This window comes from Pseudomonas sp. GW531-T4 (assembly GCF_017349615.1).
GTDB classification, from domain to species: Bacteria; Pseudomonadota; Gammaproteobacteria; order Pseudomonadales; family Pseudomonadaceae; genus Aquipseudomonas; species Aquipseudomonas chlororaphis_I.
Genome location: NZ_JACMZT010000003.1, coordinates 35,404 through 57,870, shown reverse-complemented (window position 1 = coordinate 57,870; position 22,467 = coordinate 35,404). Strand labels below are relative to the sequence as shown.

Sequence of the window (22,467 nt, the reverse complement as noted above, 5' to 3'; positions counted from 1 at the left end):
CCGGGGGCGCGCGCTTTTTTATTGCCCGGCTTTTGAACACTGACCAACCCTAGCCACCTGTGCAGGGCTCGCTTGGTTTCGAGCTTGTTTTGATTCTCAATATCATATAATAATAAATCTCATTATCGAATGAGCCCAGGTCATGAGTTCTGCCTTGCACGAGCAGCCTTACCTCGAAAGCTGGCGCTGGATGAGCCGCCAGATCCGTTGTGCCCTCGATCCGGACGAGCCGCGCCTGATCGAGCATTACCTAGCTGAAGGGCGCTACCTGGCGTGTTGCACCGCCACCTCGCCCTGGCTGATCGCCGAAACCTCATTTCGCCTGTTGCTCGATACCGCTACCGATACCGCTCTGCCCTGGCATTGGCGCAGCCAGTGCCTGGACCAGGCCTGGCGTCCGTTGCGTGACCTGGAACGCCTGTCTTTCTGCAAATGCCGGCTCAAGCGCTGGCAAAGCCATGCCTGGCAACTGGCGACCTGCTCGTTGCTGCCATCCATTCCCCTTATCGAACTGGTGCAAGGATTTCCCGATGAGTAATACCCGTATCGAACGCGACAGCATGGGCGAGCTGCATGTTCCGGAGCAGGCGCTGTATGGCGCACAGACCCAGCGTGCAGTGGATAACTTTCCCATCAGCCACCAGCGCATGCCGGCGCAGTTCATCCGCGCGCTGATCCTGGCCAAGGCGGCCGCGGCCAAGGCTAACGTCGAACTCAAGCAACTGAGCGAATCCCAGGGCAAGGCCATAGTCGATGCCGCCCAGGGCCTGCTGGAAGGCGATTTCATGCAGCACTTCCCGGTGGATATCTTCCAGACCGGGTCCGGCACCAGTTCCAACATGAACGCCAACGAAGTCATCGCCACCCTGGCCAGCCGTCTGCTCGGCGAGCCGGTCAACCCCAACGACCATGTGAACTGCGGGCAGAGCAGCAACGACATCATCCCGACCACTATTCACGTCAGCGCCGCGCTGGGCTTGCATGAACAACTGCTGCCGGCGCTGGTGCATCTGGTACAGGTCATCGAACGCAAGGCGGTCGAGGTCCATCCGTTCATCAAGACCGGTCGCACTCACCTGATGGACGCGATGCCAGTGCGCATGAGCCAGGTGCTGGAAGGGTGGGCGCAGCAGCTCAAGGCCAATATCGGTCATCTGCAGGATCTGCTGCCGAGCCTGCAATCCCTGGCCCAGGGCGGTACCGCGGTGGGCACCGGGATCAACGCCCACCCGCAGTTCGCCGCGGGTTTCAGCCGGCAACTGAGCAGCCTGACCCAGGTGCAGTTCACGCCGGGCAAGAACCTGTTTGCCCTGATCGGTTCCCAGGACACCGCGGTGGCGGTCTCGGGCCAGCTCAAGGCCATCGCGGTCACCTTGATGAAGATCGCCAACGACCTGCGCTGGATGAACTCCGGGCCGCTGGCCGGCCTCGGCGAGATCGAGCTGGAAGGGTTGCAACCGGGCTCCTCGATCATGCCGGGCAAGGTCAACCCGGTGATTCCGGAAGCCACGGCGATGGTGGCGGCCCAGGTGATCGGCAACGACACCACGATCACGGTGGCGGGGCAGTCGGGCAACTTCGAGCTGAACGTCATGCTGCCGATCATCGCCCAGAACCTGTTGAGCAGCATCGAGCTGCTGGCCAACTCCAGCCGCCTGCTGGCGGACAAGGCGATTGCCAGCTTCAAGGTCAACGAGCCCAAGCTCAAGGAGGCGCTGTCGCGCAACCCGATCCTGGTCACGGCGCTCAACCCGATCATCGGTTACCAGAAGGCCGCTGAAATCGCCAAGACCGCCTACAAGCAGGGGCGCCCGGTAATCGACGTCGCCCTTGAACACACTGATCTGTCACGCAGCCAGCTGGAGATCCTGCTCGATCCGGAAAAACTCACCGCGGGCGGCGTGTAAATCCCGACATTGCTTTGGAGGTTCACCATGGAGCACTGGAAACGCACGATCGAAAGGGCAAACCGTTTCTTCATGCAGGGCGACTTGGTGGACGCCCGTGAGTATTACTTGCAGGCCCTGGCCCTGGCGCAGGTGTTGTTCGAGCGCTGGAGCGATGCCGATGAAGCGGTCGCGGCCTGTGTCATCTCCCATCACAACCTGGCGGACCTGCACCTGCGCCTGAACCAGCCGGAGGAGAGCGCGGAATACCTCTGCGCCATCCATCAGCGGCTGTTGCAGACCATGCAGGACAACCGTCTGGCTCCAGCGCTGCGGGAAGCTGCGTTGCGCCAGAGCAGCAAGACCTACGTCGAGTTGCTCAACTTCATCAGTGAGTACGGTGAATACCCCCGTACGCATCGCCTGCTGGAGCGCAATGTCGCGCAATCGACTTCTGGCGCCGCGACCCCGAATGCCCCTCATTACGGAGCACATTGATATGTCCTTTACCTTGCCTGCATTGCCCTACGCCTACGACGCCCTGGAACCGCACATCGACGCGCAGACCATGGAGATTCACTACACCAAGCATCACCAGACCTATATCAACAACCTCAACGCGGCCGTGGAAGGCACTGAATGGGCCGACTGGTCGGTGGAAAGACTGGTGGCCGGGGTCCAGCAGTTGCCGGAGAAGCTGCGGGCGGCGGTCATCAACCAGGGCGGTGGCCATGCCAACCATTCGTTGTTCTGGGCAGTGATGGCGCCAACCGGCGGAGGCAAGCCGGACGGTGCGCTGGCCAAGGCAATCGATGAGCAGTTGGGTGGTTTCGAGCGCTTCAAGGAAGCCTTCACCAAGGCCGCGCTCACCCGTTTCGGCAGCGGTTGGGCCTGGCTCAGCGTGACCCCGCAAAAGACCCTGGTGGTCGAGAGCAGCGGTAACCAGGACAGCCCGTTGATGAATGGCAATACCCCGATTCTCGGTCTGGACGTGTGGGAGCACGCGTATTACCTGCGTTACCAGAACCGGCGGCCGGAATACATCAATGCGTTCTACAACGTGATCAATTGGCCTGAAGTAGCCCAGCGCTATCAGGCCGCACTGGTTTGAGCCCCCACCGATAAAAAGACCTAAGGCTGACTATGGGCACTGAAACACTGACGATCAGCAGCGGGCGGATGTTTCGTTACGCGTTCGGTTCGCTGTTGCTGTTGGCGGGTACTGCATTGCTGGTTGCCCAGGGCTTGTCCTGGCTGGAGCTGGAACCGCGCTTGTTGCGTGCGTTGCAGGGCGGGGCGGTGTGTGCCCTGGGAACCGCGCTGGGGGCAGTGCCGGTGCTGGTCATTCGCAAGATGCCGCTGGCGCTGAGTGACACCCTGTTGGGATTCGGCGCCGGGGTGATGCTGGCGGCCACGGCCTTTTCGCTGATCGTGCCCGGGATCGCCGCGGCGGAAAAACTCGGGTTGTCGCCCTGGGCTTCGAGCGGCCTGATCAGCTTCGGCATCATGCTCGGTGCCTTGGGGTTGTTTCTAGTGGATCGCAAGGTGTCGGGGGGCAGCCCGGAGAAACTGATGGGCACCCTTGAGCACCCGGTCATCCCGCCGCGAATCTGGCTGTTTGTGTTTGCCATCATCGCCCACAACATTCCCGAGGGAATGGCCGTGGGCGTTTCCGCGGGTGGCGGTATGCCGGAGGCGGATAGCCTGGCCATGGGCATCGCCTTGCAGGATGTACCGGAAGGCCTGGTGATTGCTCTGGTGCTGGCTGGCGCCGGCATGTCCCGGGTCAAGGCATTCCTGATCGGTGCCGCTTCGGGCCTGGTGGAGCCGGTGTTCGCCTTGCTTTGTGCGTGGCTGGTGAGCCTGGCCGAGATGCTGTTGCCGCTCGGGTTGGCGTTGGCGGCGGGGGCCATGCTGCTGGTGGTGACCCACGAAGTGATCCCCGAATCACGACGCAACGGTCATGAAAAGCTGGCGAGCCTGGGCTTGTGTGTCGGCTTTTGCCTGATGATGGTCATGGATACGGCACTCGCCTGAGTGCCTTTCGGCGGGCTTGCCCCGCCGACCTTACTCGCCTTCGTCGAAGAAGTTATTGATCAGTGCCACCAGCGCTTCCAGCGCCTCCTGCTCCTGTTCGCCTTCGGTCTTCAGATGAATCTTGGTGCCTTTGCCGGCGGCCAGCATCATCATCGCCATGATGCTCTTGCCGTCGACCATCGACTCCGGCGTTCTCCCTGCACGGATCTGGCAAGGAAACTGACCGGCCACGCCGACGAACTTTGCCGAGGCACGGGCATGCAGACCCAGTTTGTTGATGATTTCAATTTCCAGAGCAGGCATCGCGGGGTAGATCCTTTCAGCTAAGGTCGCGGTGGCGAACCTGGACGTTCTTCAGGGACTTTTGCAGGACTTGGCCCAAGCGTTCGGTCAGGTAGACCGAGCGATGGTGGCCGCCCGTACAGCCAATGGCAATAGTGACGTAGGCGCGGTTGCTGGCGGCAAAACGTGGCAACCATTTCAGCAGGTAGCTGGAGATGTCCTGGAACATTTCCTCGACGTCCGGCTGGGCGGCCAGGTATTCGGCAACCGGCTGGTCGAGCCCGGACTGGGCGCGCAACTCGGGCTTCCAGTACGGGTTGGGCAGGCAGCGCACATCGAACACCAGGTCGGCGTCGACCGGCATGCCACGCTTGAATCCGAAAGACTCCACCAGGAAGGCGGTGCCCGGTTCCGGCTGGTTCAACAGGCGCAACTTGATGGTATCGCGCAGTTGGTACAGGTTCAGGCTGGTGGTGTTGACCTTGAGGTCGGCGAGGTCGGCAATCGGGCCCAGCAGGTAGCTTTCGTCTTGAATCGCCTCGGCCAGCGAGCGATTGTTGCTGCTCAAGGGGTGGCGGCGACGGGTTTCGGAAAAGCGCTTGAGCAGGGTTTCTTCGTCAGCGTCCAGGTACACCACATCGCACTGGATATGCCGGCTGCGCACTTCCTCGAGTAGTTCGGGGAAGCGCGACAGGTGGCTTGGCAGGTTGCGTGCGTCGATCGACACGGCGACCAGTGGCTGCGTCAGCTCGGTATGGATCAGCGCTCGCTCGGCCAATTCGGGCAACAGCCCGGCCGGCAGGTTGTCGATGCAGTAATAGCCATTGTCCTCGAGTACATCGAGGGCGGTGCTTTTACCCGAGCCGGACCGGCCGCTGACGATGATCAAACGCATGATTACTGACCGTTCTGTTCGTCCAGGACAACCTTGTACAAGGCTTCATTGCTGGTGGCGCTGCGCAGCTTGTCGCGCACCTCTTTGCGGTCCAGCATGCTGGCAATCTGCCGGAGCAGTTCCAGGTGCGCATCGGTGGCGGCTTCCGGGACCAGCAGTACGAACAGCAGGTCGACCGGTGCGCCGTCGATGGCGTCGAAATCGATGGGGGCGTCCAGGTGCATCAGGGCACTGATGGGCGACTCACAGCCTTTGAGGCGGCAGTGTGGAATGGCGATGCCGTTGCCAAAACCGGTAGAACCCAGCTTTTCACGGGCAATCAGGCTTTCGAAGACATCTTGCATCTCCAGATCAGGCACTTCGTGGCTGATCAGGTTGGCAATTTGTTCGAGGGCGCGTTTTTTACTGCCGCCCGGCACGTTCACCAGGGAACGGCCGGGGGTCAGGATGCTTTCAAGTCGGATCATGGGAGGGGAGTGTTAGCGACCCGTGCCTTGGAGAAGGTGGAGTTGCTTTTCCTTATGCTTTTTCAGTTGGCGGTCAAGCTTGTCCGTGAGCAAGTCGATTGCGGCATACATATCGTCATGTTCTGCATTGGCGACGACTTCCCCACCATGGATGTGCAGCGTGGCCTCGATTTTCTGCTTCAGTTTCTCGACGGCCAGCGTTACCTGCACATTGGTAATCTTGTCAAAGTGCCGCTCCAGTCGGTCGAGTTTTTCGCCGATGTAAGCGCGCAGAGGTTCGGTCACTTCCAGTTGGTGTCCACTGATGTTGACTTGCATACAGCTTCTCCTTCGTTGCCAGTGCATAAAGCGGCAGGTCGATTGACCTGCCACTGGAACGCTGTGGCGAGCCCGGCGGCTACATCAACCGCTTCCGTTCGCTGGAAGGCGCGATCCCCAGGGATTCGCGGTACTTGGCGACGGTACGACGGGCTACCTGAATGCCTTGTGCCTCCAGTAAACCAGCGATCTTGCTGTCACTCAACGGCTTTTTCTGATTTTCCGCGGCGACCAGTTTTTTGATGATCGCGCGGATCGCCGTGGACGAGCATTCACCGCCTTCGGAGGTACTTACGTGGCTGGAGAAAAAGTATTTCAGTTCATAAATGCCCCGTGGGGTATGCATGAATTTTTGCGTGGTCACCCGGGAAATCGTCGACTCGTGCATGCCCACCGCTTCGGCGATGTCATGCAGGACCAACGGTTTCATCGCCTCATCGCCGTACTCGAGGAAGCCGCGCTGATGCTCGACGATCTGGGTGGCGACTTTCATCAGGGTTTCGTTACGGCTCTGCAGGCTCTTGATGAACCAACGGGCTTCCTGCAGCTGGTTGCGCATGAAGGTGTTGTCAGCGCTGGTGTCGGCGCGTCGCACGAAACCGGCGTATTGCGGGTTGACGCGCAGGCGCGGCACGGACTCCTGGTTCAGCTCCACCAGCCAGCGTTCGTTGTCCTTGCGCACGATGACGTCGGGAACCACGTATTCGGCTTCGGTGGATTCGATTTGCGAGCCCGGTCGTGGGTTGAGGCTCTGCACCAGTTCGATGACCTGGCGCAGTTCGTCTTCCTTGAGCTTCATGCGCCGCATCAGCTGGCTGTAGTCGCGGCTGCCGAGCAGGTCGATGAAGTCGGTGACCAGGCGCTTGGCTTCAGTCAGCCAAGGGGTCTTGGCGGGTAGCTGGCGCAGTTGCAGCAGCAGGCACTCACCCAGGTTGCGGGCGCCGATGCCGGCGGGTTCGAATTGCTGGATGCGATGCAGGACGGCCTCGATTTCGTCGAGTTCGATGTCCAGTTCCGGATCGAAGGCTTCGAGGATTTCCTCGAGGGTTTCGTCCAGATAGCCCTGATTGTTGATGCAGTCGATCAGGGTCACGGCGATCAGGCGATCGGTGTCGGACATGGGCGCCAGGTTCAACTGCCAGAGCAGATGGCTCTGCAGGCTTTCGCCGGCCGAAGTGCGGGTGGTGAAATCCCACTCGTCGTCATCGTTGCTGGGCAGGCTGCTGGCGCTGGTCTGGTAGACGTCTTCCCAGGCGGTGTCGACCGGCAGGTCGTTGGGAATGCGCTCGTTCCATTCACCGTCCTCGAGGTTGTCCACCGTCGGGGCGGTTTCCTGGTAAGAGGGTTCCTGAATATCGGTATTGGGCTTCTGCTCGGCGTTGTCGGCCAGCGGATCGGTGTTATCGAAGTCGTCGCCTTCTTCCTGGCGCTCGAGCATCGGGTTGGACTCCAGGGCCTCCTGGATTTCCTGTTGCAGGTCCAGGGTCGACAATTGGAGCAGGCGGATGGCCTGTTGCAGCTGCGGTGTCATCGTCAGCTGCTGGCCCATTCTGAGGACTAGCGATGGTTTCATGGCAGGGGCTTAACACCTTATTCGCCGGCGCACATGCGCCATCCACTACAGGGCGCGTGAGCGCCAAACATAAGCAAATTATATGCCTGAAACTGAAGTGTTTGCCTAGAGCGCTGTAACAATAAAAACAGCAGGGTTTTATTGGGGCGGGCGCTCTGGCGACCAGCCAAACACCTCAGGGCTTACAGGCGGAACTCATGGCCCAGGTAAACTTCCTTGACCAGCTCGTTGGCGAGGATGGTTTCGGCGTCGCCTTCGGCGATCAGCTGACCGTCGTTGACGATATAGGCGGTTTCGCAGATATCCAGGGTTTCACGGACGTTGTGGTCAGTGATGAGTACGCCGATGCCCTTGGCTTTCAGGTGATGAATGATCTGCTTGATGTCGCCTACCGAGATCGGGTCTACGCCGGCGAAGGGTTCGTCGAGCAGGATGAACTTGGGGGCGGTGGCCAGTGCGCGAGCGATTTCCACGCGGCGACGTTCACCGCCGGAAAGGCTCATGCCCAGGTTGTCGCGAATATGGCTGATGTGGAATTCCTGCAGCAGGCTTTCCAGTTCCTGGCGACGGCCGGCCTTGTCGAGTTCCTTGCGGGTCTCGAGGATGGCCATGATGTTGTCGGCCACCGAGAGCTTGCGGAAGATCGAGGCTTCCTGCGGCAGGTAGCCGATCCCGGCGCGGGCACGGCCGTGCATTGGCTGGTGGCTGACATCCAGGTCGTCGATCAGGATACGACCCTGATCGGCCTGGACCAGGCCGACGATCATGTAGAAGCAAGTGGTCTTGCCGGCGCCGTTGGGGCCGAGCAGGCCGACGATCTGGCCGCTGTCGATGGACAGGCTGACATCACGCACGACCTGGCGGCTCTTGTAGCTCTTGGCCAGGTGCTGAGCTTTCAGAGTTGCCATTACTGGGCCTTTTCGTCAGTTTTCTTTTTCGGCTGGATGACCATGTCGATCCGTGGGCGCGACTCGGTGACCTTGCTGCCGGTAGCGCGACCGGCGCTGGCCAGCTTCTTGTTGGTGTCGTAGACGATTTTCTCGCCCTGGGTGATGTTGCCGTCCTTATCGACGACCTTGGCGCGGTCGATCAGCACGACGCGGTTCTGCGCAGCGTGATACTGGATGGTCACGCCATAGCCCTGGACCGGCTTGGTATCGCCCTGGGTTTGGATCTGCTCGAAGTAGGCCAGGTTGCCCACCGAAGTCACCACGTCGATGTCACCGGTCTGGGTGCGGGTGATGGTCACGGTATTGCCGGTGACCTTCATCGAGCCCTGGGTGATGATCACGTCGCCCCTGTAGGTGGCTACGCCATTCTTGTCGTCCAGTTGAGCGTCGTCGGCCTGGATGCGGATTGGTTGCTGGCTATCGTTCGGCAGAGCCCAGGCGCTCACGCTTCCCAGTGCTGCGCCCAGACCGAGCAAAATAGGGAGGGTTTTAACGAGCCTCATACTGTCCTCTTACGTTCGATAGCAGGTTCATCCTGCCGTCTTTCAAATACGCTTTCATTCCCTTGCCAGTCGTCACGCCGCCGGCGCCGTCGATTCTAACGTCTTGATCGGTCTGCGCATATTGCTTCTGCGGGAATACTGTCATGCGGGTCGTGGTGATCAGCAGGTTGCGATTTTTCTCGTCGGTGCGCGAAACCCGTACCGAATCGATCAGCTCGACCTGGGTGCCATCCGGGTTGACTTCGCCGTGCTCGCTCTGGACGTGCCAGGGGAAGGCGGTGCCGCGATACATCTGCAGGTCCGGCTTGGTCAACAGTGTCACCTCGGTGGCCTTGAGGTGTTCGACCTTGTCGGACGTCATTTCGTACTGCAGCTTGCCGTCGGGCAGGTACTGCACGCTACGGGCGTTGATGGCGTAGTAGTCGATGGCGCTTTCGTCGACCTGCGCGACCGGCTTGTCGAGGAAGCGTTCCGGACTGATGTTCCAGTACCCCACCGCCAGGAACAGTACGGTGATGATGCCGAAGATCAGGATGTTGCGAATCTTTTTGCTCAGCATGGGAGGCTCTATAAGTAGGCGGCGTGGGCCGCTTCAAGGCTGCCTTGGGCGCGCAGGATCAACTCGCAGAACTCGCGGGCGGCACCTTCGCCGCCACGGGCCTGGGTGACGCCATGGGCGTGTTCACGGACAAAGCTGGCGGCATTGGCGACGGCCATGCCCAGGCCGACCCGGCGGATCACTGGCAGGTCCGGCAGGTCGTCGCCCAGGTAGGCGACCTGCTCATAGCTTAGGCCCAGTTGGGCAAGAAGCCCGTCCAGCACCACCAGTTTGTCTTCGCGACCCTGAAACAGATGGGGAATCCCCAGGTTTTTCGCCCGGCGCTCGACCACTGGCGTCTTGCGACCGCTGATGATTGCCGTCTGCACGCCCGTGGCCATCAGCATCTTGATGCCCTGGCCATCGAGGGTGTTGAAGGTCTTGAACTCACTGCCGTCCTCGAGGAAGTACAGGCGACCGTCGGTCAGTACGCCATCCACGTCGAATACCGCCAGCTTGATGTTCTTGCCGCGTTGCAGCAGATCCGTGCTCATTACATGACTCCCGCGCGCAGCAGGTCGGACAGGTTGAAGGCGCCGATCGGGCGATCGTCCTTGTCCACTACGACCAGTGCGTTGATTCGATTGTCTTCCATGATTTTCAGGGCTTCGGCCGCGAGCATTTCGGCGCGGGCGGTCTTGCCGTGAACGGTCATGACTTCATCGATGGTGGTGTGGTGAATGTCGATGGTGCGGTCCAGGGTGCGGCGCAGGTCGCCGTCGGTGAAGACCCCTGCCAGGCGGCCGTCGGCCTCGACAATGACGGTCATGCCCAGGCCCTTGCGGGTCATTTCCATCAGGGCGTCCTTGAGCAGCGTGCCACGCTGGACCTGCGGCAGCTGCTCGCCGGCATGCATGACGTTCTCGACTTTCAGCAGCAGGCGCCGGCCCAGCGCGCCGCCCGGATGGGAGAAGGCGAAGTCTTCGGCGGTGAAGCCGCGGGCTTCCAGCAGCGCCACGGCCAGGGCGTCGCCCATGACCAGGGCGGCGGTGGTCGAAGAGGTCGGGGCCAGGTTCAGCGGGCAGGCCTCTTGCTTGACCTGGACGTTGAGGTTGACCTCGGCGGCCTTGGCCAGCGCCGAATCAGGGTTGCCGGTGATGCTGATCAGCTGGATGCCCAGGCGCTTGATCAGCGGCAACAAGGTCACGATTTCATTGGTCGAGCCGGAGTTGGACAGGGCCAGGATCACGTCGTCCCGGGTAATCATGCCCATGTCGCCATGGCTGGCTTCGGCCGGATGGACAAAAAACGCGGTGGTGCCGGTGCTGGCCAGGGTGGCGGCGATCTTGTTGCCGATATGCCCGGACTTGCCCATGCCGACCACTACTACGCGGCCTTTGCTGGCCAGAATCATCTCGCAAGCGCGTACGAAATCTGCGTCGATATGTGGCAGCAAGCCTTGTACGGCTTCTATCTCGAGGCGGATGGTGCGTTGTGCCGATTGAATCAGGTCGCTGGATTGGCTCATGTCAGAAATCGTATAGCCTGATGAAAAGGCGGCGATTATAGCGGTAATGATCGATTCCCTCACGCAAGTTCGTCAGCCTTTGTCCTTCTATAGGCTGGAATTGCTCTGTGAAGCCCGTTTTAGCCTGTCGTGATCCTGAACACGGATGGCTTCGGCCTTGGGGGCTCCGTATCAGCAGTGATATAGTTCGCCGCCAGTTCGGCCTGCCCTGGGTGCATGTACTCCCGGCAGGGAGCCAAGCGTCCGAGTGAGAGGCTGCATCGCAAGGAGTTTAGATGAGTGCCGATAACGCCTACGCGGTCGAGCTGAAGGGACTGTCCTTCAAGCGCGGTGCGCGCAGCATCTTCAATAATGTCGATATCCGTATTCCGCGGGGCAAGGTCACCGGCATCATGGGGCCTTCCGGTTGCGGCAAGACCACGCTGCTGCGGTTGATGGGCGCGCAATTGCGTCCCAGCAGCGGTGAAGTCTGGGTCAACGGCCAGAACCTGCCCAAATTGTCGCGCGGCGATCTGTTCGACGCCCGCAAGCAGATGGGCGTGCTGTTCCAGAGCGGCGCGCTGTTCACCGATCTCGATGTGTTCGAGAACGTCGCCTTTCCGCTGCGCGTTCATACCCAACTGCCGGATGAAATGATCCGCGATATCGTCCTGCTCAAGTTGCAAGCGGTCGGGTTGCGCGGTGCCATCGACCTGATGCCCGACGAGCTGTCCGGCGGCATGAAGCGTCGTGTGGCCCTGGCCCGGGCCATCGCCCTGGACCCGCAGATCCTCATGTACGACGAGCCGTTCGTAGGCCAGGACCCCATCGCCATGGGCGTGCTGGTGCGCCTGATCCGTCTGCTCAACGATGCGCTGGGTATCACCAGTATCGTGGTTTCCCATGATCTGGCGGAAACCGCGAGCATCGCCGACTACATCTATGTGGTGGGCGATGGCCAGGTGCTGGGGCAGGGCACGCCCGACGAGTTGATGGATTCCGATAACCCGCGGATCCGCCAGTTCATGAAAGGCGATCCCGACGGTCCGGTACCCTTTCACTTTCCAGCGCCGGATTACCGCGCAGATCTTCTGGGGAAGCGCTGATGCGCAAAGTATCTTTATTGGAGCGAATTCGTCTGTTCGGTCACTCGGGCATCGACGTTCTCGCGGTGCTCGGGCGTTCGAGCCTGATGCTGTTTCATGTGTTGTTCGGTCGCGGCAGTATCGGCGGCAGCTTCGGCCTGTTGGTCAAACAGTTGCATTCGGTGGGGGTGATGTCGCTGGTGATCATCGTGGTCTCCGGGATATTCATCGGCATGGTACTGGCGCTGCAGGGCTTCAATATCCTGTCCAGCTACGGTTCGGAGCAGGCGGTGGGGCAGATGGTCGCCCTGACCCTGCTGCGTGAACTGGGGCCGGTGGTCACGGCATTGCTCTTCGCGGGCCGGGCCGGCTCGGCGCTGACCGCGGAAATCGGCAACATGAAAGCCACCGAACAGCTCTCCAGCCTGGAGATGATCGGTGTCGACCCGCTCAAATACATTGTCGCGCCACGTCTGTGGGCCGGTTTCATTTCCCTGCCGTTGCTGGCGATTATCTTCAGCGTGGTGGGCATCTGGGGCGGTTCGTGGGTGGCCGTCGACTGGCTGGGGGTCTATGAAGGTTCCTACTGGTCGAACATGCAAAACAGCGTGACGTTCAATGAGGACGTGCTCAACGGCATCATCAAGAGCATCGTTTTCGCCTTTGTCGTGACCTGGATCGCCGTATTCCAAGGCTATGACTGCGAGCCCACTTCAGAGGGGATCAGTCGTGCCACTACCAAGACCGTTGTGTACGCCTCGTTGGCTGTACTCGGCCTGGACTTTATTCTGACCGCCTTGATGTTTGGAGATTTCTGATGCAAAACCGCACCCTGGAAATCGGTGTCGGCCTTTTCCTGCTGGCTGGCATCCTGGCTTTGCTGTTGCTTGCCTTGCGGGTCAGTGGCTTGTCCCCGACCTCGAGCACCGATACTTATAAACTTTACGCATATTTCGACAATATCGCCGGTTTGACGGTCAGAGCTAAGGTGACCATGGCCGGTGTGACCATCGGCAAGGTCACGGCTATCGATCTGGACCGCGACAGTTTCACCGGTCGGGTCACGCTGCAGTTGGAAAAGCGCGTAGATAACCTGCCGACCGACTCGACTGCATCTATCCTGACCGCTGGGCTGCTCGGCGAGAAATACATTGGTATCAGCGTCGGCGGCGAAGACACGTTGCTCAAGGATGGTGGGACCATCCACGACACCCAGTCTTCACTGGTGCTTGAGGACCTGATCGGTAAATTCCTGCTCAATACCGTTAGCAAAGACGCCAAATGAGGATTTTTTCATGATCTCTACCTTGCGACGTAGCCTGTTGGTATTACTGGCGGCATTGCCGTTGATGGCTCACGCCGTGGCGGCGCCTTCCGCGCATGATCTGGTACAGGACACCACCAACCGTCTGCTGGCCGACCTGGCCGCCAACAAAGAAAAGTACAAGCAGGACCCGCAAGACTTTTATGCGGCGCTGAACAGCATCGTGGGCCCGGTCGTGGATGCCGAAGGTATTTCCAAGAGCATCATGACGGTCAAGTACTCGCGCAAAGCCACGCCGGAACAGATGCGCACCTTTGAGGAAAACTTCAAGAAGGGCCTGTTCCAGTTCTATGGCAACGCCTTGCTGGAGTACAACAACCAGGGCATCGTCGTTGATCCTGCCAGGGACGAGTCGGGCGACCGTACCAGCGTCGGCATGACGGTCAAGGGCAGTAACGGCGCGATCTATCCTGTGTCGTACACGCTGGAGAAGATCAACGGCGAGTGGAAGCTGCGCAACGTGATCATCAACGGCATCAATATCGGCAAGCTGTTCCGCGATCAATTCGCCGATGCCATGCAGCGCAACGGCAACGACCTGGACAAGACCATCAACAACTGGGCCGGCGAAGTGGCCAAGGCCAAGGAAGCGACCGAAAACTCGCCTGAGAAGGTCACGCAATGAGTGAGTCGGCCGTCCGTCTGGGTGAAGCCGGCGAATTGCTGATCAGCGGTGTGCTGGACTATCGCTCCGGCCCGGGCCTGCGCAAGCAGGGGCAGGCCCTGATCGCCTCGAGCACCGCGGCGGCGCTGGTGCTCGACTGTTCGGCGGTGGAGAAGTCCAGCAGCGTCGGCTTGTCGTTGCTGCTGGCCTTCATGCGCGATGCCGCGGCAGCCGGCAAGGCCGTCAGCATTCGTGCGTTGCCTGACGACATGCGCGAAATCGCCGAGGTTTCCGGTTTGACCGAGCTGCTGGCGCAGCCTTAGTAACCCATCGACAAGCAAGCCCCCCGTCAGAGTCCTGCTATGCGGGGTTCGCAGGCGCGGGGCTTTTTTGTATGATGTCCGACCCGCGCGCACAGGGCGCCGATTGAGGTTGAGCATGCAGGCCAACGAAGTGAAGAGCTTCCTTGAAGGAAAGCTGTCCGAGACTCTTTCATCCGTTCAGGTAGAAGTTGAGGGCGAAGGCTGCAACTTTCAGCTGAACGTGATCAGTGACGAACTGGTGGCCTTGAGTCCGGTCAAGCGTCAGCAGAGCATCTATGCCCATTTGAACCCGTGGATCGCCGATGGCAGCATCCATGCGGTCACTATGAAATTTTTCAGCAGCGCGGCCTGGGCCGAGCGCACCTGAGCCCAAGGGCGTCGAGATTCTTATGGATAAATTGATTATTACTGGCGGCGTTCGTCTTGATGGCGAGATCCGCATTTCCGGGGCAAAGAACTCTGCCCTGCCGATTCTGGCTGCAACCCTGCTGTGCGATGGCCCGGTCACGGTTGCCAACCTGCCGCACCTGCACGACATCACCACCATGATCGAGCTGTTCGGTCGCATGGGCATTGAGCCGGTGATCGACGAGAAGCTCAGCGTCGAAATCGACCCGCGCACCATCAAGACCCTGGTCGCGCCGTACGAGCTGGTCAAGACCATGCGTGCCTCGATCCTGGTGCTGGGCCCGATGGTTGCCCGTTTCGGCGAAGCCGAAGTCGCGCTGCCTGGCGGTTGCGCCATCGGTTCGCGTCCGGTCGACCTGCACATCCGTGGCCTCGAAGCCATGGGTGCGGTGATCGACGTCGAAGGCGGCTACATCAAGGCCAAGGCGCCTGAAGGCGGCCTGCGCGGTGCGCACTTCTTCTTCGATACCGTGAGTGTGACCGGTACCGAGAACATCATGATGGCCGCTGCCCTGGCCAAAGGCCGCAGCGTGCTGCAGAACGCCGCCCGTGAACCTGAAGTGGTCGACCTGGCGAACTTCCTCAACGCCATGGGCGCCAAGGTTTCCGGCGCTGGTACCGACACCATCACCATCGACGGTGTCGAGCGCCTGCACTCGGCGACCTACAAGGTCATGCCTGACCGTATCGAAACCGGCACCTACCTGGTCGCCGCCGCCGTGACCGGCGGTCGCGTGAAAGTCAAGGACACCGATCCGACCATCCTCGAAGCCGTCCTGGAGAAACTCAAGGAATCCGGCGCCGAAGTCACCACCGGCGAGGACTGGATCGAGCTGAACATGCACGGCAAGCGTCCGAAGGCGGTCAACGTGCGCACCGCGCCGTACCCGGCGTTCCCGACGGACATGCAGGCCCAGTTCATCTCGCTCAACGCCATTGCCGAAGGCACGGGCGCAGTGATCGAGACCATCTTCGAAAACCGCTTCATGCACGTCTACGAACTGCACCGCATGGGCGCGAAGATCCAGGTCGAAGGCAACACCGCCATCGTCACCGGCACCGAAATCCTCAAGGGTGCCCCTGTCATGGCCACCGACCTGCGGGCTTCGGCCAGCCTGGTGATCTCGGCCCTGATGGCCGAAGGCGACACCCTGATCGATCGCATCTACCACATCGACCGTGGTTACGAGTGCATCGAAGAGAAGCTGCAGATGCTCGGCGCCAAGATCCGCCGCGTACCGGGCTAGTTTGCGTGATGGGCACAGGGACGTGCCCCAAGGTTTCGTTCCAAGTCGAGCCTGTGTTCAGGCTCGATGCGTGTCTGGCGCCGTTTGCGACCGGGCATGAGTATCCTGATAAGGACTTACGTTTCCCATGTTGACCATCGCACTGTCCAAGGGCCGCATCCTTGATGACACCTTGCCGCTTCTGGCTGAAGCCGGCATCGTGCCCACCGAGAATCCGGACAAGAGCCGCAAGCTGATCATCCCCACGACCCAGGCCGACGTGCGCTTGCTGATCGTGCGCGCCACCGACGTGCCGACCTATGTCGAACATGGTGCCGCCGACCTCGGCGTCGCCGGTAAAGATGTGCTGATGGAATACGGCGGCCAGGGCCTGTACGAGCCGCTGGACCTGCAGATCGCCCAGTGCAAGCTGATGACCGCCGGTGCCATCGGCGCGGTCGAGCCCAAGGGCCGTCTGCGCGTCGCCACCAAGTTCGTCAACGTTGCCAAGCGTTACTACGCCGAGCAGGGTCGCCAGGTCGACATCATCAAGCTGTACGGCTCGATGGAGCTGGCGCCGCTGATCGGTCTGGCCGACAAGATCATCGACGTGGTCGACACCGGCAACACCCTGCGGGCCAACGGCCTGGAGCCCCAGGAGCTGATTTCCATGATCAGTTCCCGTCTGGTGGTCAACAAGGCCTCCATGAAAATGCAGCACGCCCGCATCCAGGCACTGATCGACACCCTGCGCAAAGCAGTGGAGTCGCGACACCGCGGTTGATTCACTCGCGCGGCGCGAGCCGCGCCCGTCTATCCGTGTCATAGCCAATTTTCTCAGGTGCCCGCGCGAATGGACTGGTAGCTTAGGGTGCCTGAGCATTAGCCATTCAATGAGGCCCTCGCTATGACCGCTCCCACTTCGATTCGCCGACTCAACGCTGCTGACCCGGATTTCGCGCATCATCTGGATCATCTGCTGAGCTGGGAAAGTGTGTCTGACGACTCGGTCAATCAGCGGGTGCTGGACATCATCAAGGCGGTGCGCGAGCGCGGCGACGCGGCGCTGGTGGAATTCACCCAGCGTTTCGACGGCCTGCAAGTGGCGTCCATGGCCGACCTGATCCTGCCGCGCGAGCGCCTGGAACTGGCCCTGACCCGGATCACCGTGGCCCAGCGCGAAGCCCTGGAAAAAGCCGCGGCGCGGGTGCGCAGCTACCACGAAAAACAGAAACAGGACTCCTGGAGCTACACCGAAGCCGACGGCACGGTGCTGGGCCAGAAGGTCACGCCGCTGGATCGCGCCGGCCTGTATGTGCCGGGCGGCAAAGCGTCTTATCCATCCTCGGTGTTGATGAATGCCATCCCGGCCAAAGTGGCGGGCGTCACCGAAGTGGTGATGGTGGTGCCGACCCCGCGCGGCGAGGTTAACGAACTGGTGCTGGCCGCGGCCTGTATCGCTGGCGTCGACCGGGTGTTCACCATCGGTGGCGCCCAGGCCGTAGCCGCCCTGGCCTATGGCACCGAGAGCGTGCCGCAGGTGGACAAGGTGGTCGGCCCGGGCAACATCTATGTGGCCACCGCCAAGCGTCACGTATTCGGCCAGGTCGGCATCGACATGATCGCTGGTCCTTCGGAGATCCTGGTGGTGTGCGACGGCCAGACCGATCCGGACTGGATCGCCATGGACCTGTTCTCCCAGGCCGAGCACGACGAAGACGCCCAGGCGATCCTGGTCAGCCCGGACGCGGCGTTCCTCGATCAGGTCGCCGCCAGCATCGCCAAGCTGCTGCCGACCATGGAGCGCGCGGAAATCATCAACACGTCGATCAACGGCCGTGGCGCCCTGATCCAGGTGCGCGACATGCAACAGGCCATCGAAGTGGCCAACCGCATCGCTCCGGAGCACCTCGAACTGTCTGTCGCCGATCCGCAGGCCTGGTTGCCGCAGATCCGTCACGCCGGTGCGATCTTCATGGGGCGTCACACCTCCGAGGCCCTGGGCGACTACTGCGCGGGTCCGAACCACGTGTTGCCGACTTCCGGCACGGCGCGCTTCTCTTCGCCGCTGGGGGTGTATGACTTCCAGAAACGTTCGTCGATCATTTTCTGCTCGGAGCAGGGCGCTTCCGAACTGGGCAAGACCGCCTCGGTGTTGGCCCGTGGCGAGTCGCTGAGCGCCCACGCCCGCAGTGCGGAATACCGGATCATCGCTGACCAGGAACAGGGGCAATAAGCATGAGTAAATTCTGGAGTCCGTTCGTCAAGGGCTTGGTGCCCTATGTGCCGGGCGAACAGCCGAAGCTGACCAAGCTGGTCAAGCTCAACACCAACGAAAACCCTTACGGCCCTTCGCCCAAGGCGCTGGCCGCGATGCAGGGTGAACTGAACGATAACCTGCGCCTGTACCCCGACCCCAACAGCGACCTGCTCAAGCAGGCGGTGGCCCGGTATTACGGGGTACAGAGCAACCAGGTGTTCCTCGGCAACGGTTCCGACGAAGTGCTGGCGCACATCTTCCACGGCTTGTTGCAGCACGACCAGCCGCTGCTGTTCCCGGACATCAGCTACAGCTTCTATCCAGTGTATTGCGGCCTGTATGGCATCGACTTCGACGCGGTGCCGCTGGACGAGCAGTTCCAGATCCGCCCAGCCGATTACGCCAGGCCGAACGGCGGGATCATCTTCCCCAACCCGAACGCGCCGACCGGCTGCCTGCTGGCCCTGGAGGCCGTCGAGCAGATCCTCAAGGCCAGCCCGGATTCGGTCGTGGTGGTGGACGAGGCGTACATCGACTTCGGCGGTGAAACCGCCATCAGCCTGGTGGACCGTTACCCGAACCTGCTGGTGACCCAGACCCTGTCCAAGTCCCGTTCGCTGGCGGGCCTGCGGGTCGGCCTGGCGGTGGGGCACCCGGACCTGATCGAAGCGCTGGAGCGGATCAAGAACAGCTTCAACTCCTACCCGCTGGATCGCCTGGCGATCGTCGGCGCCGCGGCGGCATTCGAGGATCGCGAGTACTTCGCCAAGACCTGCCAGCTGGTGATCGATAGCCGCGAGCAGGTGGTGGCGCAGTTGCGTGCCAAGGGCTTTGAAGTGCTGCCGTCGGCCGCCAACTTCATTTTCGCCCGTCATCCGCAACACGATGCGGCGGGCCTGGCGGCCAAGCTGCGGGAGCAGGGGGTGATTGTCCGGCACTTCAAGCAGGAGCGGATTGCCCAGTTCCTGCGGATCAGTATCGGCACGCCGGAGCAGAACCAGGCCCTGATCGACGGCCTGGGCGAGCTGTAAGCCCTATCGCCAGCCAGCTCTCTCCTGTTGGAGCGAGCTGGCTGGCGATGCTTTTACTCTTTTTCCTTGACCGGCGCCGGTGGCGGGCGCAGGCCGATTTCGGCGGTGAGCTTGAGCTCCTTGCCGTTGCGCATCACCTGGATGCTGACCTTGTCGCTGGGTTTGATCCGCGCCACCTGGTTCATCGAGCGACGGCCATCGCCGGCCGGTTCGCCATCGATGCTGAGAATCACGTCACCCAACTGCATGCCGGCCTTTTGCGCCGGACCGTCGCGGAAAATCCCCGCCACCACGATGCCCGGACGCCCGGACAAGCCGAACGATTCGGCCAGTTCCTGGGTCAGCGGCTGCACCTCGATGCCCAGCCAGCCACGAATCACCTGGCCGTGCTCGATGATCGACTTCATCACCTCCATGGCCAGCTTGATCGGGATGGCGAAGCCAATGCCCTGGGAGCCGCCGGACTTGGAGAAGATCGCCGTGTTGATCCCGGTCAGGTTGCCGTTGGCATCCACCAGCGCGCCGCCGGAGTTGCCCGGGTTGATCGCCGCGTCGGTCTGGATGAAGTCTTCGTAGTTGTTCAGGCCCAGCTGATTGCGTCCGGTGGCGCTGATGATGCCCATGGTCACGGTCTGGCCGACCCCGAACGGGTTGCCGATGGCCAGGGTCACGTCACCGATGCGGATGCTGTCGGAGCGCCCGACGGTGATCGAGGGCAGGTTCTTCAGGTCGATCTTGAGGACCGCCAGGTCGGTTTCCGGGTCGCTGCCGATTACGTGGGCCAGGGTTTCACGACCGTCCTTGAGCGCCACCACAATCTGCTCGGCGCCGGAGGTCACGTGGTTGTTGGTCAGCAGATAACCTTCGGGGCTCATGATCACCCCGGAACCCAGGCTCGACTCCATGCGTTGCTGCTTGGGCAGGTTGTCGCCGAAGAAGCGGCGGAACTGTGGGTCCTCGAACAACGGGTGCGCCGGTTTGTTGATGACCTTGGTGGTGTACAGGTTGACCACCGCCGGCGCGGCGATTGCCACGGCATCGGCATAGGACACCGGGCCTTGTCGAAGCGCCTTGGTTTGCGGGGCTTGCTGCAGGTTGACGTCCAGGCTGGGCAGGCCGACCCATTGCGGGTAACGCTGAATTATCAGCAACGCGATAAGCACGCCGGCCAACAGCGGCCAGCCAAAAAAACGCAGAGCCTTGAGCATTGAGCAAGTCCTGAGAGGTTGCAGGCCGCCCGGGACGGCCCATAATGTCGCGCATTATACGAGGCCGCGCGCGCCTCTGAACGGGATATTTAGGAGTCTTTTATGGCCGTTGCCCTGAGCACTCTGGTAGAGGAGGCGGACCGCTACCTGGGCAGTTCGCGAATTGCCGATTACTGCCCCAATGGCCTGCAGGTCGAAGGTCGTCCACAGGTGCTGCGCATCGTCAGCGGCGTCACGGCCAGCCAGGCATTGCTCGATGCCGCGGTGGAGGCCAATGCCGATCTGGTGCTGGTGCATCACGGCTATTTCTGGAAAGGCGAGAACCCCTGCATCACCGGCATGAAGCAGCGTCGGCTGAAAACCCTGCTCAAGCACGATATCAGCCTGCTGGCTTATCACCTGCCGCTGGACCTGCACCCGGACGTCGGCAACAACGTGCAACTGGCGCGGCAACTGGATATTACTGTGGAAGGTCCGCTGGACCCGGACAACCTGAAGATCGTCGGGCTGGTCGGTTCCCTTGCCGAGCCCATGACCGCGCGGGACTTCGCGCGCAAGGTCCAGGAGGTGATGGGGCGCGAGCCGCTGGTGGTCGAAGGCAGCAAGATGATCCGGCGTGTCGGCTGGTGCACCGGCGGCGGCCAGGGCTACATCGACCAGGCGGTGCTGGCCGGCGTCGATCTGTACCTGAGCGGCGAGGCCTCGGAGCAGACCTTCCACAGCGCCCGGGAAAACGACATCAGTTTTATCGCCGCCGGTCATCACGCCACCGAGCGTTACGGCGTGCAGGCGCTGGGGGATTACCTGGCCCGCCGCTTCGCCCTCGAGCACTTGTTCATCGACTGCCCGAACCCTATATAAAGCCTTGTCCTGTAGCCGCTGCCGCAGGCGACGACAAGGCCCGAAGGGGCTTCGCATGACCTTCGAGAGCACGCCTGCCGCGCAGTCGATCGCAGCCTGCGGCAGCGGCTACAGAGAGGCGTAAACACAGCAAACAGGCGGGTATATTCATATACCGTTTCGATCTAGCTGGCGTCCTGATTAGAAGAGGTCGCTGTGCTAGCATGCCCCGCTCGAACACGGCCCGCAGGCCGTCCATAAGAAAGCTTTCGTGAGTAGCCATGGTCGACAAACTGACGCATCTGAAACAGCTGGAGGCGGAAAGCATCCACATCATCCGCGAGGTGGCCGCCGAGTTCGACAACCCGGTGATGCTGTACTCCATCGGTAAAGACTCCGCCGTGATGCTGCACCTGGCGCGCAAGGCGTTCTTCCCGGGCAAGCTGCCGTTTCCGGTGATGCACGTCGACACCCAGTGGAAATTCCAGGAGATGTACAAGTTCCGCGATCGCATGGTCGAGGAGCTGGGCCTGGAACTGATCACCCACGTCAACCCGGAAGGCGTTGCGCAGGGCATCAACCCCTTCACCCACGGCAGTGCCAAGCACACCGACATCATGAAAACCGAGGGCCTCAAGCAGGCGCTGGACAAGTACGGTTTCGATGCGGCGTTCGGCGGTGCCCGGCGTGACGAAGAGAAGTCCCGCGCCAAGGAGCGCGTGTACTCGTTCCGCGACAGCAAGCATCGCTGGGACCCGAAGAACCAGCGCCCCGAGCTGTGGAATGTCTACAACGGCAAGGTCAACAAGGGCGAGTCGATCCGCGTCTTCCCGCTGTCGAACTGGACCGAGCTGGACATCTGGCAATACATCTACCTCGAAGGCATCCCGATCGTGCCGCTGTACTTCGCCGCCGAGCGCGAAGTGATCGAGAAGAACGGCACCCTGATCATGATCGACGACGAGCGCATCCTCGAGCACCTCTCCGACGAGGAGAAGGCCCGCATCGTCAAGAAGAAGGTGCGTTTCCGTACCCTTGGCTGCTACCCGTTGACGGGCGCGGTGGAGTCCGAGGCCGAAAGCCTGACGGACATCATTCAGGAAATGCTCCTGACGCGAACTTCCGAGCGCCAGGGCCGGGTCATCGATCACGATGGCGCCGGTTCCATGGAAGACAAGAAACGTCAGGGCTATTTCTAAGTA

28 protein-coding genes are annotated in these 22,467 nt (G+C 61.3%); 17 read left to right on the top strand and 11 right to left on the bottom strand.

Annotation, left to right across the window (positions count from 1 at the left end; genetic code table 11):
- Nucleotides 1–142 precede the first annotated feature (142 nt).
- From J4D28_RS03180 to J4D28_RS03160, 5 genes are read left to right on the top strand one after another with little or no spacing between them, the layout of a single operon-like run.
- The gene (locus tag J4D28_RS03180) at nt 143–538 is read left to right on the top strand and encodes a hypothetical protein (protein ID WP_007929895.1); all 396 of its coding nucleotides are present in this window, start codon (nt 143–145) and stop codon (nt 536–538) included.
- The gene (locus J4D28_RS03175) at nt 531–1,907 is read left to right on the top strand and encodes an aspartate ammonia-lyase (protein ID WP_007929894.1); all 1,377 of its coding nucleotides are present in this window, start codon (nt 531–533) and stop codon (nt 1,905–1,907) included. Before J4D28_RS03180 ends, J4D28_RS03175 begins: the two co-directional genes overlap by 8 nt.
- 27 nt (nt 1,908–1,934) lie before the next feature.
- On the top strand, nt 1,935–2,384 hold the full coding sequence (locus J4D28_RS03170; protein WP_009046996.1) for a hypothetical protein: 450 nt from the start codon (nt 1,935–1,937) through the stop codon (nt 2,382–2,384).
- A 1-nt stretch (nt 2,385) separates the two neighbouring features.
- Nucleotides 2,386–2,997 carry a superoxide dismutase gene (locus J4D28_RS03165; protein WP_009046997.1) on the top strand — a complete coding sequence of 204 codons (612 nt, stop codon included), beginning with the start codon at nt 2,386–2,388 and terminating at the stop codon, nt 2,995–2,997.
- 32 nt (nt 2,998–3,029) lie between these two features.
- The gene (locus tag J4D28_RS03160; protein WP_009046998.1) at nt 3,030–3,923 is read left to right on the top strand and encodes a ZIP family metal transporter; all 894 of its coding nucleotides are present in this window, start codon (nt 3,030–3,032) and stop codon (nt 3,921–3,923) included.
- 30 nt (nt 3,924–3,953) lie between these two features.
- Here J4D28_RS03160 and J4D28_RS03155 read toward each other — a convergent pair whose 3' ends face one another.
- The 10 genes from J4D28_RS03155 to J4D28_RS03110 all read right to left on the bottom strand — a co-directional run bounded on the left by J4D28_RS03155 (nt 3,954) and on the right by J4D28_RS03110 (nt 10,977).
- Entirely contained in the window at nt 3,954–4,226 is a 273-nt protein-coding gene (locus J4D28_RS03155; RefSeq protein ID WP_009046999.1) for an HPr family phosphocarrier protein, read from the bottom strand.
- A 16-nt stretch (nt 4,227–4,242) separates the two neighbouring features.
- Nucleotides 4,243–5,100: an RNase adapter RapZ gene (rapZ, locus tag J4D28_RS03150; protein WP_009047000.1), complete on the bottom strand. Its 858-nt coding sequence runs from the start codon at nt 5,098–5,100 to the stop codon at nt 4,243–4,245.
- Between the two features lie 2 nt (nt 5,101–5,102).
- Nucleotides 5,103–5,567 carry a PTS IIA-like nitrogen regulatory protein PtsN gene (gene ptsN / locus J4D28_RS03145; protein ID WP_016701706.1) on the bottom strand — a complete coding sequence of 155 codons (465 nt, stop codon included), beginning with the start codon at nt 5,565–5,567 and terminating at the stop codon, nt 5,103–5,105.
- Nucleotides 5,568–5,579: 12 nt separating this feature from the next.
- On the bottom strand, nt 5,580–5,885 hold the full coding sequence (gene hpf / locus J4D28_RS03140) for a ribosome hibernation-promoting factor, HPF/YfiA family (protein WP_007929872.1): 306 nt from the start codon (nt 5,883–5,885) through the stop codon (nt 5,580–5,582).
- A 79-nt stretch (nt 5,886–5,964) separates the two neighbouring features.
- Entirely contained in the window at nt 5,965–7,458 is a 1,494-nt protein-coding gene (locus tag J4D28_RS03135) for an RNA polymerase factor sigma-54 (protein WP_009047001.1), read from the bottom strand.
- A gap of 182 nt (nt 7,459–7,640) precedes the next feature.
- A complete protein-coding gene (lptB, locus tag J4D28_RS03130) occupies nt 7,641–8,366 on the bottom strand; it encodes an LPS export ABC transporter ATP-binding protein (protein WP_009047002.1) in 726 nt (241 codons plus the stop codon).
- The gene (lptA, locus tag J4D28_RS03125; protein WP_007929869.1) at nt 8,366–8,911 is read right to left on the bottom strand and encodes a lipopolysaccharide transport periplasmic protein LptA; all 546 of its coding nucleotides are present in this window, start codon (nt 8,909–8,911) and stop codon (nt 8,366–8,368) included. The genes lptB and lptA overlap by 1 nt, the downstream gene beginning before the upstream one ends.
- Nucleotides 8,898–9,470: an LPS export ABC transporter periplasmic protein LptC gene (gene lptC, locus J4D28_RS03120; RefSeq protein ID WP_009047003.1), complete on the bottom strand. Its 573-nt coding sequence runs from the start codon at nt 9,468–9,470 to the stop codon at nt 8,898–8,900. Before lptC ends, lptA begins: the two co-directional genes overlap by 14 nt.
- An 8-nt stretch (nt 9,471–9,478) precedes the next feature.
- On the bottom strand, nt 9,479–10,003 hold the full coding sequence (locus J4D28_RS03115) for an HAD family hydrolase (RefSeq protein ID WP_007929867.1): 525 nt from the start codon (nt 10,001–10,003) through the stop codon (nt 9,479–9,481).
- Entirely contained in the window at nt 10,003–10,977 is a 975-nt protein-coding gene (locus J4D28_RS03110; RefSeq protein ID WP_009047004.1) for a KpsF/GutQ family sugar-phosphate isomerase, read from the bottom strand. Before J4D28_RS03110 ends, J4D28_RS03115 begins: the two co-directional genes overlap by 1 nt.
- Before the next feature lie 275 nt (nt 10,978–11,252).
- Between J4D28_RS03110 and J4D28_RS03105 the strand changes: the two genes are divergently transcribed.
- From J4D28_RS03105 to hisC, 10 genes are all read left to right on the top strand, one after another.
- The gene (locus J4D28_RS03105; protein WP_009042197.1) at nt 11,253–12,062 is read left to right on the top strand and encodes an ATP-binding cassette domain-containing protein; all 810 of its coding nucleotides are present in this window, start codon (nt 11,253–11,255) and stop codon (nt 12,060–12,062) included.
- Nucleotides 12,062–12,859 (top strand): lipid asymmetry maintenance ABC transporter permease subunit MlaE, encoded by a 798-nt coding sequence (gene mlaE / locus J4D28_RS03100; RefSeq protein WP_009047005.1) that lies wholly within the window; start codon nt 12,062–12,064, stop codon nt 12,857–12,859. The genes J4D28_RS03105 and mlaE overlap by 1 nt, the downstream gene beginning before the upstream one ends.
- A complete protein-coding gene (gene mlaD, locus J4D28_RS03095; RefSeq protein ID WP_007929863.1) occupies nt 12,859–13,326 on the top strand; it encodes an outer membrane lipid asymmetry maintenance protein MlaD in 468 nt (155 codons plus the stop codon). The genes mlaE and mlaD overlap by 1 nt, the downstream gene beginning before the upstream one ends.
- A 10-nt stretch (nt 13,327–13,336) precedes the next feature.
- Nucleotides 13,337–13,990, top strand: a complete 654-nt coding sequence (locus J4D28_RS03090) for a phospholipid-binding protein MlaC (protein WP_009047006.1) — start codon at nt 13,337–13,339, stop codon at nt 13,988–13,990.
- Nucleotides 13,987–14,292, top strand: a complete 306-nt coding sequence (locus J4D28_RS03085; protein ID WP_009047007.1) for a lipid asymmetry maintenance protein MlaB — start codon at nt 13,987–13,989, stop codon at nt 14,290–14,292. The genes J4D28_RS03090 and J4D28_RS03085 overlap by 4 nt, the downstream gene beginning before the upstream one ends.
- 115 nt (nt 14,293–14,407) lie before the next feature.
- Complete coding sequence (locus J4D28_RS03080) at nt 14,408–14,659, top strand: BolA family protein (RefSeq protein WP_007929860.1); 252 nt, start codon at nt 14,408–14,410, stop codon at nt 14,657–14,659.
- 22 nt (nt 14,660–14,681) lie between these two features.
- Nucleotides 14,682–15,947: a UDP-N-acetylglucosamine 1-carboxyvinyltransferase gene (gene murA / locus J4D28_RS03075; protein WP_007929859.1), complete on the top strand. Its 1,266-nt coding sequence runs from the start codon at nt 14,682–14,684 to the stop codon at nt 15,945–15,947.
- A 127-nt stretch (nt 15,948–16,074) separates the two neighbouring features.
- Nucleotides 16,075–16,710 (top strand): ATP phosphoribosyltransferase, encoded by a 636-nt coding sequence (gene hisG / locus J4D28_RS03070; RefSeq protein ID WP_007929858.1) that lies wholly within the window; start codon nt 16,075–16,077, stop codon nt 16,708–16,710.
- 123 nt (nt 16,711–16,833) lie between these two features.
- The gene (hisD, locus tag J4D28_RS03065; protein WP_009047008.1) at nt 16,834–18,162 is read left to right on the top strand and encodes a histidinol dehydrogenase; all 1,329 of its coding nucleotides are present in this window, start codon (nt 16,834–16,836) and stop codon (nt 18,160–18,162) included.
- Nucleotides 18,163–18,164: 2 nt separating this feature from the next.
- Nucleotides 18,165–19,217 carry a histidinol-phosphate transaminase gene (gene hisC / locus J4D28_RS03060; protein WP_009047009.1) on the top strand — a complete coding sequence of 351 codons (1,053 nt, stop codon included), beginning with the start codon at nt 18,165–18,167 and terminating at the stop codon, nt 19,215–19,217.
- A gap of 53 nt (nt 19,218–19,270) precedes the next feature.
- On the opposite strand, the gene algW is transcribed toward hisC, so the two are convergent.
- On the bottom strand, nt 19,271–20,425 hold the full coding sequence (algW, locus tag J4D28_RS03055; RefSeq protein ID WP_025806436.1) for a Do family serine endopeptidase AlgW: 1,155 nt from the start codon (nt 20,423–20,425) through the stop codon (nt 19,271–19,273).
- A 102-nt stretch (nt 20,426–20,527) separates the two neighbouring features.
- On the opposite strand from algW, the gene J4D28_RS03050 reads away from it, so the two are divergent.
- Nucleotides 20,528–21,286, top strand: a complete 759-nt coding sequence (locus J4D28_RS03050; protein WP_009047010.1) for a Nif3-like dinuclear metal center hexameric protein — start codon at nt 20,528–20,530, stop codon at nt 21,284–21,286.
- A gap of 260 nt (nt 21,287–21,546) precedes the next feature.
- The gene (gene cysD, locus J4D28_RS03045; RefSeq protein WP_007929849.1) at nt 21,547–22,464 is read left to right on the top strand and encodes a sulfate adenylyltransferase subunit CysD; all 918 of its coding nucleotides are present in this window, start codon (nt 21,547–21,549) and stop codon (nt 22,462–22,464) included.
- Nucleotides 22,465–22,467 lie beyond the last annotated feature (3 nt).